The 14,540-nt window shown below is 36.7% G+C and carries 12 protein-coding genes and 1 riboswitch; of the genes, 10 read left to right on the top strand and 2 right to left on the bottom strand.

What is annotated here, in order from left to right:
* The first annotated feature begins 83 nt into the window (after positions 1–83).
* Positions 84–1,166 (top strand): YheT family hydrolase, encoded by a 1,083-nt coding sequence (locus M2R48_RS11270; RefSeq protein WP_262086172.1) that lies wholly within the window; start codon positions 84–86, stop codon positions 1,164–1,166.
* Positions 1,167–1,456: 290 nt separating this feature from the next.
* Here M2R48_RS11270 and M2R48_RS11265 read toward each other — a convergent pair whose 3' ends face one another.
* Positions 1,457–2,332, bottom strand: coding sequence for a LysR substrate-binding domain-containing protein (locus M2R48_RS11265; protein WP_262086170.1), 876 nt, complete (start codon positions 2,330–2,332; stop codon positions 1,457–1,459).
* 145 nt (positions 2,333–2,477) lie between these two features.
* On the opposite strand from M2R48_RS11265, the gene M2R48_RS11260 reads away from it, so the two are divergent.
* The gene (locus tag M2R48_RS11260) at positions 2,478–3,896 is read left to right on the top strand and encodes an aspartate ammonia-lyase (protein WP_262086169.1); all 1,419 of its coding nucleotides are present in this window, start codon (positions 2,478–2,480) and stop codon (positions 3,894–3,896) included.
* A gap of 144 nt (positions 3,897–4,040) precedes the next feature.
* On the opposite strand, the gene M2R48_RS11255 is transcribed toward M2R48_RS11260, so the two are convergent.
* A complete protein-coding gene (locus M2R48_RS11255; RefSeq protein ID WP_105712515.1) occupies positions 4,041–4,505 on the bottom strand; it encodes an internalin in 465 nt (154 codons plus the stop codon).
* 229 nt (positions 4,506–4,734) lie between these two features.
* Here M2R48_RS11255 and M2R48_RS11250 point away from each other — a divergent pair, with 229 nt between their 5' ends.
* The 8 genes from M2R48_RS11250 to M2R48_RS11215 all read left to right on the top strand — a co-directional run bounded on the left by M2R48_RS11250 (position 4,735) and on the right by M2R48_RS11215 (position 13,988).
* Positions 4,735–6,375 carry a CTP synthase gene (locus tag M2R48_RS11250; protein WP_004719920.1) on the top strand — a complete coding sequence of 547 codons (1,641 nt, stop codon included), beginning with the start codon at positions 4,735–4,737 and terminating at the stop codon, positions 6,373–6,375.
* A 30-nt stretch (positions 6,376–6,405) separates the two neighbouring features.
* The gene (gene kdsA / locus M2R48_RS11245) at positions 6,406–7,263 is read left to right on the top strand and encodes a 3-deoxy-8-phosphooctulonate synthase (protein ID WP_004719923.1); all 858 of its coding nucleotides are present in this window, start codon (positions 6,406–6,408) and stop codon (positions 7,261–7,263) included.
* 45 nt (positions 7,264–7,308) lie between these two features.
* Positions 7,309–8,598 (top strand): phosphopyruvate hydratase, encoded by a 1,290-nt coding sequence (eno, locus tag M2R48_RS11240; protein WP_004719930.1) that lies wholly within the window; start codon positions 7,309–7,311, stop codon positions 8,596–8,598.
* A gap of 404 nt (positions 8,599–9,002) precedes the next feature.
* Complete coding sequence (ftsB, locus tag M2R48_RS11235) at positions 9,003–9,389, top strand: cell division protein FtsB (protein ID WP_262086168.1); 387 nt, start codon at positions 9,003–9,005, stop codon at positions 9,387–9,389.
* The gene (gene ispD / locus M2R48_RS11230; RefSeq protein WP_262086167.1) at positions 9,352–10,071 is read left to right on the top strand and encodes a 2-C-methyl-D-erythritol 4-phosphate cytidylyltransferase; all 720 of its coding nucleotides are present in this window, start codon (positions 9,352–9,354) and stop codon (positions 10,069–10,071) included. Before ftsB ends, ispD begins: the two co-directional genes overlap by 38 nt.
* A gap of 98 nt (positions 10,072–10,169) precedes the next feature.
* A complete protein-coding gene (gene rodA / locus M2R48_RS11225; RefSeq protein ID WP_262086166.1) occupies positions 10,170–11,306 on the top strand; it encodes a rod shape-determining protein RodA in 1,137 nt (378 codons plus the stop codon).
* Positions 11,307–12,041: 735 nt separating this feature from the next.
* Positions 12,042–13,310 (top strand): D-amino acid dehydrogenase, encoded by a 1,269-nt coding sequence (locus M2R48_RS11220; RefSeq protein WP_004719943.1) that lies wholly within the window; start codon positions 12,042–12,044, stop codon positions 13,308–13,310.
* Positions 13,311–13,328: 18 nt separating this feature from the next.
* Positions 13,329–13,988 (top strand): Imm19 family immunity protein, encoded by a 660-nt coding sequence (locus M2R48_RS11215; RefSeq protein ID WP_262086165.1) that lies wholly within the window; start codon positions 13,329–13,331, stop codon positions 13,986–13,988.
* A gap of 294 nt (positions 13,989–14,282) precedes the next feature.
* Positions 14,283–14,371: riboswitch (glycine riboswitch) on the top strand.
* The last annotated feature ends 169 nt before the right edge of the window (positions 14,372–14,540 follow it).

Below are 14,540 nucleotides of genomic sequence, written 5' to 3'. Positions count from 1 at the left end.
TATACTGCAATAAATAAAATTAAGCGTGAAAAATTTCTTAATTTTTAAAATGATGATGAGTGATAAAAGAGTTGAGGTGGAAAATGTCTGTATTACATAAGTTTACTGAGATTAGCCAAGATTTATTGGATCAAGTGACAGGTGCTGAATTACCAAAGCTGTATTTTAATCAGCAAGGGAAAATGTCTGAGATCATCAAGAAACTGCCTCAACTACAGGATAAATATCGTCCTACACCATGGCTCAGCAATACCCATGCTCACCTGTTATATTTTGATTTAATTAAGAAAAAATCCGTTAAGCTGGACTATGACCGAATTGATCAGCTGACCATGCAAGATGGCGGTGTTACGGCAATTGCTTGGTATGGCTACGATTTACCACAAGAAACCCCAACTATCGTGATTATGCATACGATTACAGGCACACCTGACAGTATGCGTGAATTGGTCAAAGATCTCCATGAATATACGGGATGGCGTATTGCATTATGTCTACGCCGTGGGCATGCGGGCTTACCTATGCCTGTTCCTTTAATGTCAATTTTTGGTTCAACCTCTGACTTAAAAGAGCAATTGGCTTCGATTCAAAACCTATTTCCACAATCTGATCTTTATGCAGTTGGTTCTTCCGCTGGTACAGGCCTACTTGTGCGTTATCTTGGCGAACAAGGCCTAGATACACCTTTTAAAGCGGCTTTTGCCATGTGCCCTGGTTATGATACTGAGCTTGGATTTCAAAATGTCCATCCTTTCTACACCAAAGTCATGACCCAAAAATTGTTTAAGGCATTTATTAAGCCTTATGAACAAACCTGGACACCATTACATTCTGTACAAAATGTTTTACAAACGAAAACCCTACAAGAGTTTCAGACTGAATATTTTGAAATGGCTGGATTTTCAGATTATGAAAGCTATTCAAAAGCCACCAATCCAATTTATGTATTTGAAAATGTTAAAATTCCATTAATGATTCTAAACTCAGAAGATGATCCTGTATGTTCAATCAAGAATTTAGAGCCGTTTAAAGAAACCATTCAAAATATGGATAATGTTGTGGTGGTGACAACCAAAAAGGGCAGTCATTGTGGTTTTTATGAAGGTCTTAATACCAAATCTTGGGCTTCACGTTTAATGGCTGATTTTTTAAGACAGTATTCATGATGATACGCAGTATCAATAAATATCTCTTTAATTTAAAAAACTGACAGATCAAACTATTATCATTTGATTTGTCAGTTTTAATTTTTCAACTGGGCGTTTAATTGATCCTATGTTGCTAGATTAAGAGAAATATTAGACTTCTTTTATAAGTCCATTTTAAAACACAGACCAACATAAAATCCCCCTCATCCTAGCCTTCGTCCAGTGGGAAAAGGCACTTTCAATATTGATAGATTCACTCTACATGATCATTCTTTGAAGAAAGAAAGATCTTTATTTAAAATAAAGGCTTATTTAAGCGCTAAATAATTCCAAACAAAATTTATCTTTTGCGAGTAAATAATATTGCTACGAACGATATAAATATCTTGAAAGAAACTATAACCATCAAGTATTTTTAATTTATTTTCATTTATTTCTTCTTCAATCAGTAAGCGAGGTAGCCAAGCTACACCTAAGCCTTGTAAAGCCAAGGCTTTTAAGTCACTGGCATTATCCGTTTCATATAACGTTCGGTAATTGAGTTTACTTTCTATAATTTTATCTACGCATTTTCTCAGATAGGCTTGTTTACTATAGGCTAAAAGAGGGAATGTTTGATTGAGTTGGTAATTAGGCAATCCATTTTTACTGGCTGTAACAGGTACAATTTGCATATTTACAATTTTATGATAGGTAAAAAGTGTGAGATCCAATTGTTGTAAAGTGAGTTGATCACAATAACAAATGAGAAAATCACAAGAACCTTCTTTTAATAAATGTATGCCTTGTTGCAGATTTGCAGCAATAATTTCTAACTTTAGATCATTATAGTCTGAGTATAGTTTTTGAATAAATTTGGGAAAAAACTGCGTGATGAGTGAGTGTGATACTGCAAATTTAATTGAGAGTTCATTATCTTTAATGTTTTTTTCTAAATATTTTATTGTTGTATCCATTTGGTTCTGAATATTTTTTGCTGTAGAAAGCAAGACTTGACCAGCATCTGTAAAATCAATGTTTTTACTATAACGCTTTAAAATTTGAAACCCTAACGACTCTTCAATATTTTGTATTCTACGTGTAAAAGCAGATTGAGTGACATGACGTATAGCTGCAGCTTTAGAAATGGATTTTTCTTGGTCTAATGCAAGAAGATCCTCTATCCACCGAATTTCAAGCGTCATGTTCAATCACCAATAAATATTTAACTCAAGCAAAGTATAACAAGTGATATGCAAAAAATGCATACAGATATATTTTTTTACATTGGTCAAGTTTAGATTGTTTCACCTAAGATGAATTGATTATCTTCGTAGAGTTACATTGCAAATGAACATTGAAATTAAAACGAGAACTGAGAAAGATTTATTGGGAATGAAAGAAGTCCCATTTCATTGCTATTACGGTGTACAAACATTAAGAGCGGTTGAGAACTTTAACCTAAGTGCGCATAAATTAAGTCATTTTCCTATTTTTATTCAAGCGCTTGCTATGGTGAAGTCTGCTTGTGTAGAGGCTAATTTTAAATTAAATAAAATTGAAGAAAATAAATATAAAGCGATTCAACATTCATGTCAGCAATTAATAAATGGTTCATACCATAATCAATTCCCTATTGATATGATTCAGGGTGGGGCAGGAACTTCTACAAATATGAATGCAAATGAAGTTATTGCAAACATTGGATTAGAGTTTCTTGGTCATGCAAAAGGCGAATATCAATATTTACATCCCAATAACGATGTAAATATGTCTCAATCGACCAATGATGTATATCCAAGTGCAATAAAAATAGGTCTATTATTTGCATTGGATCATCTCAATATTCCGTTTAAAAAACTAATTGAAAGCCTAGGTCGCAAAGCTGAAGAGTTCTCTGATATCTTGAAAATGGGACGTACTCAGTTACAAGATGCGGTACCGATGACATTAGGGCAAGAATTTAGTGCTTTTGCGCATACCTTACAAAATGATTTGCAAAAGTTAAATCATATTATGCCTGATTCACTCAGTGTGATTAATTTAGGTGGGACAGCAATCGGTACCGGAATTAATACCGAGGTTGAGTATCGCTTAAATGCCATTCGAGCTTTATCAGAAATCACCGGTAAAAACATTTCAAGCTCGCCTGATTTGATTGAAGCGACTACAGATATGGGTGACTTTGTACTTTTATCAAGTTTACTCAAACGTACTGCAACCAAGTTGTCTAAAATCTCTAATGATTTACGTTTGTTATCGAGTGGACCGCGTACAGGTATAGGTGAGATACAATTGGAACCACGTCAGCCTGGTAGTTCAATCATGCCAGGAAAAGTAAATCCAGTGATTCCTGAAGCGATGAATTTGGCGTGCTATCAAATTATTGCAAATGATTTAGCAATTACTTTGGCTGCAGAAGGTGGTCAACTACAATTAAATGCGTTTGAACCATTAATTGCACTTAAACTATTTGAATCAATTGAGTTATTAGGCAAAGCGATGCAAATGCTGAATGAAAAATGCATTCAAAATATTCGTGCCAATGCGGCGCATTGTCAGCATTTAGTGGATAACTCAATTGGTATCATTACGGTGTTAAACCCATATTTAGGTTATGAAACCACTACAAGAATTGCAAAGATGGCAAATGAATCTGGGCAGAGTGTTTTGGCTTTGATCAAAGCTGAGGGATTACTTTCAGATGAAATTTTAGCAGATGTACTTGCTGTTCATAATATGGTTCAGCCAAAGCTGCATGCGGCTTAGTTTTTAAAAGCTACAGGTACAATTAAACTCATTCATGACTTATCATAAGAAATTAAGTTTCATATGGCATATGCAACTGAATACTTATACAGAGTTATAAAAAAAGGGAAATCATCATTTCCCTTTTTTTAGCAATGCAAAATCTTAGTTTTTCAAAGCTGGTGTAGCCGCAGCGATGGCAGCGGCAACAGCATCATCTTCAGATTGTGCTGAACCAGAGCTTGCTTTTGGTGCTGGTGTTTTGGTTTGTGCAGTTTCAGTTTTTACTGACTCTGCTTTTGCAGGCTTCGCTTCAGTCGCAGCAGGTTTATTTTCTGCTTGTGCACTTGGCATAGTTGCATGGGCTTCATGCGTTGGTTCACGGCGAATTTCTGTGCTTGTATTTGCTGTTTCTGTGCGTTCAACTTCTACATGTGCCGGAATTTCGACTTGTTGTGCATTATTCTGTTCAACGCTTGGTAAGCTTTCAAACTGTGTCGGTTCAGAAGTCGCAGGTTGAGCAGTTTCAACTTTCTCTGGCTCAGCTTCTTTAGGCTCTTCTTTTTTTACACAAGCAGATACCAAAAGCGCTGTCGCAATTGCACCACAAATTAAAAATTTCTTATTCATAATGACTCAAAACAAAACGTATTAAAGAGATGTTACTTAGTATAACAGCAAAATGATATTTAAAAATCACCTTATCAAGTGCTAATTTTTTATTGGAAATGCTGATAGAATAGCCAATTGTTTATTGTTCTATGAATTGATGTGAATTGACTTTGCTTTCTTGGTACAAGGTAAAGTAAAATCGCACAACATTGTAGGCCAATTTAGGCTCCATTGTACGAGAAACTTAATGACCCATTTTATATTCGTAACTGGTGGTGTTGTATCATCACTAGGTAAAGGTATTTCAGCTGCTTCAGTTGCTGCACTTTTAGAAGCCCGTGGTTTAAAAGTAACCATGGTCAAAATGGATCCATACATTAATGTCGATCCTGGGACTATGAGCCCATTCCAGCACGGTGAAGTATTTGTCACAGAAGATGGTGCTGAAACTGACTTAGATTTGGGTTATTACGAGCGTTTCTTACGTCGTGCCAAAATGACCAAATTGAATAACTTTACTTCAGGTCGTGTTTATCAAGACGTTTTAAATAAAGAACGTCGTGGTGATTATCTCGGCGGTACAGTACAAGTTATTCCACATATTACGGATAATATTAAAGAACGTGTTCTTCGCGCAGGCGAAGGTTATGACGTTGCCATTGTGGAAATCGGTGGCACAGTAGGTGACATTGAATCTCTCCCATTCATGGAATCTGTACGTCAGTTGATGGTTGAGCTTGGTCATAAACGTACCATGTTGATGCATTTGACTTTATTACCTTATATCAAGTCTGCTGCTGAACTTAAAACCAAACCAACTCAACATTCTGTTAAAGAATTATTGTCGATTGGTATTCAACCAGACATTCTGATTTGTCGTACTGAACATGATGTTGACGCAGATACCACCCGTAAAATTGCACTCTTTACAAACGTTGAAGCGCGTGCTGTTGTGGTGTGTAAAGATGCACGTTCAATTTATCAAATTCCACGTACATTCTATGAACAAAACGTTGATGATTTAATCTGTGAACGTTTTGGTTATGACAGCTTGCCTGAAGCCGATCTTTCTGATTGGGATCATGTGGTTGAAGCATTATTGAATCCAGAGTACACAGTTCGTGTAGCGATGGTGGGTAAATATGTTGAATTGCCAGATGCATATAAGTCTGTCAATGAAGCACTTTTACATGCGGGTATTCAAAATCGTGTCAAAGTTCAAATTGACTATATCAATGCTGAAGAGCTTGAAAGCCAAAATCCTGCTGAAGTATTAAAAGGTATCGATGCAATTTTGGTTCCTGGCGGTTTTGGTGAACGTGGTACTGAAGGCAAAATGCAGGCGATTCAATATGCCCGTGAAAACAAAGTACCTTTCTTGGGTATTTGTTTAGGTATGCAATTGGCCGTGATTGAATTTGCTCGTCATGTTGCTGCTATGCCAGAAGCGACTTCTACGGAGTTTAATCGTTCAACAAAATTCCCATTGATTGGTTTAATTACTGAATGGTTAGATGAGCGTGGTGAAATTCAGCATCGTAGTACTGAGTCAAACCTTGGTGGCACAATGCGTTTAGGTGCACAAAAATCAGAATTGGTTGAAGGCACTAAAACACGTGAAGTTTACGGCAAAGCGGAAATTACTGAACGTCATCGTCATCGTTATGAAATGAATGATCGCTTTATTCCTGCAATTGAACAGGCAGGTATGAAAATTTCTGGTTATTCTACAGCGCAACATCTTGTTGAAACAGTAGAAATTCCTGAACATCCTTGGTTTATTGCTGTACAATTCCACCCGGAATTTACAAGTTCACCACGTGATGGACATCCATTATTTGCTAGTTTTATCGATGCCGCTAAAAAGCAGCACCAAAACAGCAAGTAAGTATGTAAGAACTTAAACTAGGAAGTTTAAATGTCACAATTAAAACCACAAGAAATTGTACGTTTAGGCGATATACAAATGGCAAATCACTTGCCATTTGTATTATTCGGCGGCATGAACGTACTTGAGTCGAAAGACTTGGCTTTTGAAATTGCAGAAACGTATGTCGATATCTGTACTCGTTTAGAAATACCGTATGTATTTAAAGCTAGTTTTGATAAAGCCAATCGTTCAAGCTTACATTCGTTCCGTGGCCCCGGTTTGGAAAAAGGCATCGAATGGTTAGGCGACATTAAAAAGCATTTTAATGTTCCGATTATTACCGATGTTCATGAACCTCACCAAGCTGCAGCTGTCGCTGAAGTTGCTGATATTATCCAGCTTCCCGCATTTCTCAGTCGTCAGACTGATTTGGTTGAAGCAATGGCGAAAACTCAAGCCATTATCAACATCAAAAAAGCACAATTCCTTTCTCCTCGTGAAATGAGCCATATTCTAAACAAATGTTTAGAAGCGGGTAATAACAAGCTCATTTTGTGTGAACGTGGTACGTCATTTGGCTATAACAACTTAGTTGTTGATATGCTGGGTTTCGACATCATGAAAGAAATGAATGTGCCAGTATTTTTTGATGTCACACATGCATTGCAAACACCAGGCGGTCGTGCTGATTCAGCAGGTGGTCGTCGTGCTCAAATCACCACCTTAGCACGTGCGGGTATGGCAACAGGGCTTGCAGGTTTATTTTTAGAAAGTCATCCAGACCCTGAAAATGCAAAATGTGATGGTCCTTGTGCATTACGTATGTCGCAGCTTGAGCCGTTTTTAGCGCAGTTAAAAGAATTGGATACCTTAGTTAAAGGTTTCAAAAAGTTAGATACACATTGATGCGCTTATAAAGCATCTTATTTTTAATCAACTGAGGAATTATTCATGAGCCAAATCGTTGACATTCGTGCACGTGAAATTTTGGACTCTCGTGGTAACCCAACCATCGAAGCAGACGTAATCCTAGACTCTGGCGTTGTTGGCCGTGCATGTGCACCATCTGGTGCTTCAACTGGTTCTCGTGAAGCTTTAGAACTTCGTGACGGTGATCAATCACGTTACTTAGGTAAAGGTGTTCGCACTGCTGTTCAAAACGTAAATGGTCAAATCAAAGACTTATTAAAAGGTCAAAACGTATTTGAACAAAAAGCGCTTGATGACAAAATGATTGCGCTTGATGGCACTGAAAACAAAGAAAAATTAGGTGCAAACGCAACATTGGCTGTATCTTTGGCGGCTGCACGTGCGGCTGCTGTTGAGAAGAAAACTGAATTGTTCCAATACATTGCAGATCTTCGTGGTCAAACAACTTTGTCTATGCCTGTTCCAATGATGAACATCTTGAACGGTGGCGCACATGCGGATAACACTGTTGATATTCAAGAATTCATGATTGAGCCTGTAGGTTTCACATCTTTTGCTGAATCTTTACGTGCTGGTGCTGAAATTTTCCATGCTTTGAAATCTGTATTGAAAAAACAAGGTTTAAATACTGCAGTTGGTGATGAAGGTGGTTTTGCACCTAACTTACGTTCAAATGAAGAAGCAATTACTGTTATTCTTTCTGCAATTGAAACAACTGGTTATAAAGCAGGTTCTGATATTATGCTTGCGCTTGATTGTGCATCTTCAGAATTCTACAAAAACGGTCAATATATTCTCGCTGGTGAAGGAAACAAAGCATTCACAAGCAACCAATTTGCTGACTATCTTGCTGGCCTTGTTAAACAATATCCAATTATCTCAATTGAAGATGGTTTAGATGAGTCTGATTGGGAAGGTTGGAGCTATTTAACTTCTATCCTTGGTGATAAAATCCAATTGGTCGGTGACGATTTGTTCGTTACAAACCCTAAGATTTTACAACGTGGTATTGATGAGAAAGTAGGTAACTCTATCTTAATCAAATACAACCAAATCGGTACTTTGTCTGAAACTTTAGATGCAATCTATCTTGCTAAAGCGAATGGTTATAGCACTGTGATTTCACACCGTTCAGGTGAAACTGAAGATTCTACAATTGCGGATCTTGCAGTGGGTACAGCAGCAGGTCAAATCAAGACTGGTTCGCTTTGCCGTTCTGACCGTGTTGCAAAATATAACCAATTGCTTCGTATTGAAGAATTGACTCATGCTGCTTATCGCGGTAAAGCTGAGTTTAAAGGTTTAAATTAATATCTTTTATTGATTTAAATTAAAAAAAAGCCATTCTTTTATTTGATATAGGGGATGGCTTTTTTATACGCTAAAAAATAATCATGAATAGTATGTTTTAAGAGAAATTTAATATTATGTGATTGATTGATAATAAAATTTAAGGTAAGAATTTAATTAACTTAGTTTATTGAAAAAGAAAATTTATAATAAATAATATCGCGATATGTGAGTTTTTAGCATAAAGATAATTTTTAGTTTTTTAATTACAAAGTAGATTATTGATCACCCACTTATTTTTTATAAAGAAAGAAAAGTTATTTTGTTCTAGTTTTGCAGTTTTCGCATAGTTTAGTGTTCTTCATACAAAATATTTGATGTATATTAGCATCTTAATTTAATGCTGTTACTCAAGACGCAAATCCATGTTAGAAGTCTTTAAAACAACTTCAAGTAAAGTGATTGCAGTACTCGCGATTTTAATCGTTGTGGTATTACAATATCGCTTTTGGTTCGGTGAGGGTGGTCATTTCCCGCATCAAGCTTTACTAGAGCAAATTGAACAGCAAGCTGCAGTCAATGCTGAGTTAAAAGAACGCAACCGAATTCTTGCTGCCGAAGTGTATGATTTAAAAAATGGTGCTGAAGCCATAGAAGAACATGCACGTTTAGACCTCGGTCTAGTCAAGCCACATGAAACTTTTGTACAGATGAGTACCATTAGTACCCATTACAAACCTATTTATACCGATCCAAGTGTAGATTTAAGAACCAATGAAGATGACAACGAACCTGTACCAGAACAACCGTAAAATTTGGGCAATTGTTCCTGCGGCTGGCTCAGGTCATCGTTTTTCAAAAACTGAACTTAAACAATACCAAGTCATCCAAAATCAAACAGTGTTAGCGCATACCATAGCGCGTCTAAACGATTTACCGCTTGCGGGTTATGTACTCGCTGTTGGTGAACAAGACCATTATGCGCAAACATTGCCATTAAAAAATAAACATTTGAGCCATTTTTGTTTAGGCGGTGCAGAACGTGTTGATTCGGTTTTAAATGCGTTGCGCTATTTAGAACAATTTGCACAAGCCGATGATTTGGTTTTTGTACATGATGCTGCGCGTCCTTGTGTGACACAACAATGTCTTGAAAACTTAGTCGATACCGCAATAAACCTGAACAGCAGTGCAATTCTTGCAATTCCTGTAAGAGATACTTTGAAGTGTGTTGAAAATCAGCAAGATATCAATAAAACAGTCAGTCGGGATCAATTGTGGCAAGCACAGACACCACAAATTTCTACCTTTTCAAAGCTTAAAACAGCAATCGAAACAGCTTTAGCGAATAATATTGTCATTACAGACGAGGCGAGTGCATTGGAATATATCAATGAACCTGTCAAAGTGGTCATGGGGCGTTCTGATAATATTAAAATTACTTATCCAGATGATTTGGAGTTGGCCAAGTTAATTTTGCAATCGCAGCAATAAACAACGAAAATAAAAATAATTATGCATTGATTGATTTTCTCAACCGCTATTTATCTCTATAATTTGACCAGATTAAACTAGGTTTAAGATTTGTATTCATGACACCATCGCCACAGTATAAGTTTTTACGTCAATCAGTCAGAGATGGTTTAAGTATTAATCAAAAAGTTTCAAGGTGGGACAAACTACACCTTGATCCTTGGTTATTGGGCTTTTTAATTATCAATGCGATTTTGGGTTTATTGATGGTCTATAGCGCATCTTCTGAAGATATGTCTATGGTCATTCGACAAGCCGTGAGTTTCGGTGTTGGTTTTGTTCTGCTTTTTATTTGTGCACAAATTCCACCAAAAGTATATCAAGCGATTAGTCCTTGGTTTTATTTGTTTGCAATTTTGTTGTTGATTCTGGTTTTATTGGTTGGTGATGTTCGATTAGGCGCAAAGCGCTGGCTGACTATTCCAGGGATTGGCAGTATGCAACCCAGCGAATTTATGAAGTTCGCCATGCCATTGATGATGGCATGGTATTTTGCACGTAACCCGTTGCCGCCTAAGTTTAAACACATTGTAATTGCCTTGATCATCATGATGGTGCCTTTCGTATTGGCGTTGTTACAGCCAGATTTGGCGATTGGTATCGTGATTGGTGGTGTGTTTGCCTTGTTTTTAAGTGGTATGTCGTGGACTCTAATTATTGGGACCTTAGCGGCATTGGCACTGGCTTTCCCTTTAATTTGGACTTTTGTATTACAAGCTTATCAAAAGAAAAGGATTATGACCTTATTTGATCCTGAGTCAGATGCACTTGGGGCAGGATGGAACATTATCCAATCTAAAATTGCGATTGGTTCAGGCGGAATGACAGGGCGTGGATTCTTAGAAGGAACACAGTCTCAGCTGGGTTATTTACCTGAACATCATACTGATTTTATTATGTCGACCTATGCAGAAGAATTTGGCTTTATTGGGGTGTTCTTCTTATTTGCACTTTATACCGCAATGATTTTTAGATGTATGATGATTAGCTTAAGCAGCTTCCATAACTATGGTCGTTTATTAGCAGGTACAATTGGTTTATCCTTGTTTTTCTATGTATTTGTAAACTCTGGTATGGTCAGCGGGATTTTACCAGTGACTGGTGATCCATTACCGCTGATGAGTTATGGTGGATCAGCCGTAATTGCATTGTTAGCGAGTTTTGGTATTGTTATGTCTATCCATACGCATAAATAAAATCTTTACAATTTAGAGTTTCTCAATAAAGCTATTCCTCCTCTTTTTTAAGAGAGGGAATAGTATCAAACATAAATAAAAAATATTTTTCTTAAATTTAAGGCCCTTATATAGTCAAACTACCTAATTATTCATACAAGAGCTATGCATCAAGTTATTGATCGTAAAAAAATAATTTTTATATGAACTTTTAGAAACTGTTGGTTATCAATTCGTTTGGTGTACTTTTGAATCATAGATGGTTGTTCTATCGTGTGGCGACAGGGATGTCGCCGTTGGGTGAGGGTATATGAGCAAAAATAAAGCACTGCTTTGTTTGCAGCGCAAGAGCCCTGTTAAACAAAAGATTTTTGTCATTTTCATCTCTGAAAAGTGAGGCATCGCCTACGCAAAGGTATTTAAACTTTGAATGTAAAGTGTGGCATTGCAAGCTTTTTTATAACGGAACAATTTATTTTTCTATGCAATTATTTAACTAAAATATTAATTAGGAGAAATTGTATTCTTGTGTCTGAGTTTTTTGACAAGTCGGCTATAGCTAGCTGATAGTTTGAAAATCATGTGATATTGTGAATGATTTATCTATTTAAAGTTGAATTAAAGCTGACATTTCAACATCAAATCGGTATTGCTAAATCTGTTCTAAGTGCTAAATTAAAATAGTCATATAAATTATTTCTCTAACTACATCATTTTTATTATAAGACGATTAATTCGTATAAGGTTCGGTTCAGTATGCATATCATCATCATGGGGGCAGGTGTTATTGGTACAACATCCGCCTACTATCTAAAACAAGCAGGTCATGAAGTCACTGTGATTGATCGGCAACCCAATGTGGCTTTAGAAACCAGTTTTGCCAATGCTGGGCAGATTTCTCCGGGTTATGCATCACCTTGGGCTGCACCAGGCATTCCACTAAAAGCGTTTAAATGGATGTTTCAACCACATTCACCATTGGCGATTAAGCTAACAGGTGATATGCATCAGTATCAGTGGATGGTGCGCATGTTGGCTGAATGTAATATCAATCGTTACCAAATCAATAAAGAGCGAATGGTGCGAATTTCAGAATATAGCCGTGACTGTTTGGACGAGTTACGTGCAGAGACCAAGATTCATTTTGATGAGCGTCAACTAGGCACATTACAACTGTTTCGTAAACAACATCAATTGGATGTGGCAGGCAAAGATACCGAAGTTTTAAAACATGAAGGCGTACCATTTGAGTTGTTGGATAAAGCTGGGGTTATCAAGGCTGAACCTGCTTTAGCCCATGCAACAGTTGATTTTGTTGGTGGTTTGCGTTTACCCAATGACCAGACAGGCGATTGCCAAAAATTTACAACAGAGTTGGCAGAACTTGCAGCCAAACAAGGGGTCAATTTTTTATTTAATACGGTAATTGAATCAATCGAAAAAGATGCTGAACGGATTACCGCGATTCACTTGAAAGATGGTAGCAAAATCAAGGGAGATGCTTATGTCATGGCATTGGGCAGTTATAGTCATGAAATGCTCAAACAATTGGAGATAGATGCACCTGTATACCCATTAAAAGGCTATTCAATTACTACCAAAATTGTTGATCCTGCACTATCACCTGTTTCTACAATCTTAGATGAGTCTTATAAAATTGCTTTAACCCGTTTTGATGATCGAATTCGTGTAGGGGGTATGGCTGAAATTAATGGTTTTGATCGCTCTTTAAAATCTAGTCGTGAAGACACTTTGCTTATGGTTTTACAACAATTATTTCCAAATGCAAGTGACATATCAGATGCACATTTCTGGACGGGTTTAAGACCAGCTACGCCAGATGGAACCCCGATTGTTGGTAAAACAAGGTATCAAAATCTATATACCAATACAGGGCATGGGACCTTAGGTTGGACCATGTCTTGTGGTTCAGCAAAATTATTATCAGATATTATTTCTGGGACCACACCGCAAATTGAATATGATGATTTGAATGTGTTCCGATATGACTCAGTGAATCACTAAGATGATTGTTAAAACGCTATGAATCAAAATCACCAAGTCGCAGAACAGGAAATTTCATTTTCCAATGTGCATTTTTGGCATTGGTTTCTGCTTTTACTTCGTGGTTTTGATGAAGAAAAGGAGTTGAATTTAGATGAGGCGATTCAGGAAGCGGTTGGTTTAAATCCGTATAGCAAGGAATTGGCAGCGTGGTATCAATCATTTCTACCCAGTGAAAATAATAGCATTCGAAATTACCAATTTTCCATTAGTGCGGATATTCGGGTAAATATCCAGTTTACCCAAGAGCAGATTAATTATTATCTCAATGATCTATATATAGGCAATCTGGGTGGGCACTTTGAAGCATGGTTTTTTACGCTAGAAGAACTTTTGAGTTTTCAATTGAATGATCAGCATTTCTTATTATTGTTAACGATGTTGGGTGTTGAACCTCAACAGACTTTAGAGGCTAAAATTCAAATATCAAAAAGATTAAATAACATTTCGTCATTTCAAGGGCAACAAGATTACATCGCAAATTGTATCGTGAATGGTTTAAAGATGAGTCAAGAATTTTATCAGGATGAACAAATCGGGATATTAAATCGACAAAATCATAGTATGCGCAATGTTGTGTTATATCCTGATGATTTGGAACATATAAAAACTATTAATCTTATTTTAAAGCATAATTAAATATGAAAATAATAATGAAAGCATTGTTTACCGCGATTAGAAATAGGAAAAAATGAAAAACATTCGTTGTAACTTTGCAAAATGTTCGACAAATTTTCAAGAATTGACAAAGCTTGATGCTAACTTCAATCAAGCTACAACAGAGCCAGACTCGCTGAACAAGTTAATCGCTAAGCTATTTATTTCTTAAGCGATTTGAAGATCTTAATTTCTAATTTAAAAATTAGAGAATAATTGAACATATTTTACTTGTATTTGAACAAATTCATGGCATATTAATTGCTAATACAAGGAAAGATGATTGCAGGAGAGAAGTCTCTTGCGGACTCGCCGAAGGAGCAACGACCCCGGAAACTCTCAGGCAAAAGGACTGTAATCATTGTAAAACCTCTGGAGAGAAGTCATTCTATTGAAAACAAAAAAGAAATGACTCACCGAAGGGGATGGTAAAGCCTAAATAGTTTAGGTTTTTATCGAAGCTCTCAGGTACACATGACAGATGGGGCATACATTGACAATGTAATAAAAAAATATTGCATTTCAACGGAGTGT

This window comes from Acinetobacter sp. I-MWF, from assembly GCF_025433935.1.
In the GTDB taxonomy this organism is placed as follows: domain Bacteria; phylum Pseudomonadota; class Gammaproteobacteria; order Pseudomonadales; family Moraxellaceae; genus Acinetobacter; species Acinetobacter guillouiae.
This window is presented reverse-complemented; position numbering and strand designations above follow the sequence as displayed.

Bases quoted from the DNA above. Each gene is read 5' to 3' on its own strand.
- kdsA (WP_004719923.1), top strand. From the start codon at position 6,406: ATGTCACAATTAAAACCACAAGAAATTGTACGTTTAGGCGATATACAA.
- M2R48_RS11270 (WP_262086172.1), top strand. From the start codon at position 84: ATGTCTGTATTACATAAGTTTACTGAGATTAGCCAAGATTTATTGGAT.
- ftsB (WP_262086168.1), top strand. From the start codon at position 9,003: ATGTTAGAAGTCTTTAAAACAACTTCAAGTAAAGTGATTGCAGTACTC.
- M2R48_RS11260 (WP_262086169.1), top strand. From the start codon at position 2,478: ATGAACATTGAAATTAAAACGAGAACTGAGAAAGATTTATTGGGAATG.
- M2R48_RS11265 (WP_262086170.1), bottom strand. From the start codon at position 2,332: ATGACGCTTGAAATTCGGTGGATAGAGGATCTTCTTGCATTAGACCAA.
- M2R48_RS11220 (WP_004719943.1), top strand. From the start codon at position 12,042: ATGCATATCATCATCATGGGGGCAGGTGTTATTGGTACAACATCCGCC.
- M2R48_RS11250 (WP_004719920.1), top strand. From the start codon at position 4,735: ATGACCCATTTTATATTCGTAACTGGTGGTGTTGTATCATCACTAGGT.
- M2R48_RS11255 (WP_105712515.1), bottom strand. From the start codon at position 4,505: ATGAATAAGAAATTTTTAATTTGTGGTGCAATTGCGACAGCGCTTTTG.
- eno (WP_004719930.1), top strand. From the start codon at position 7,309: ATGAGCCAAATCGTTGACATTCGTGCACGTGAAATTTTGGACTCTCGT.
- ispD (WP_262086167.1), top strand. From the start codon at position 9,352: ATGAAGATGACAACGAACCTGTACCAGAACAACCGTAAAATTTGGGCA.
- rodA (WP_262086166.1), top strand. From the start codon at position 10,170: ATGACACCATCGCCACAGTATAAGTTTTTACGTCAATCAGTCAGAGAT.
- M2R48_RS11215 (WP_262086165.1), top strand. From the start codon at position 13,329: ATGAATCAAAATCACCAAGTCGCAGAACAGGAAATTTCATTTTCCAAT.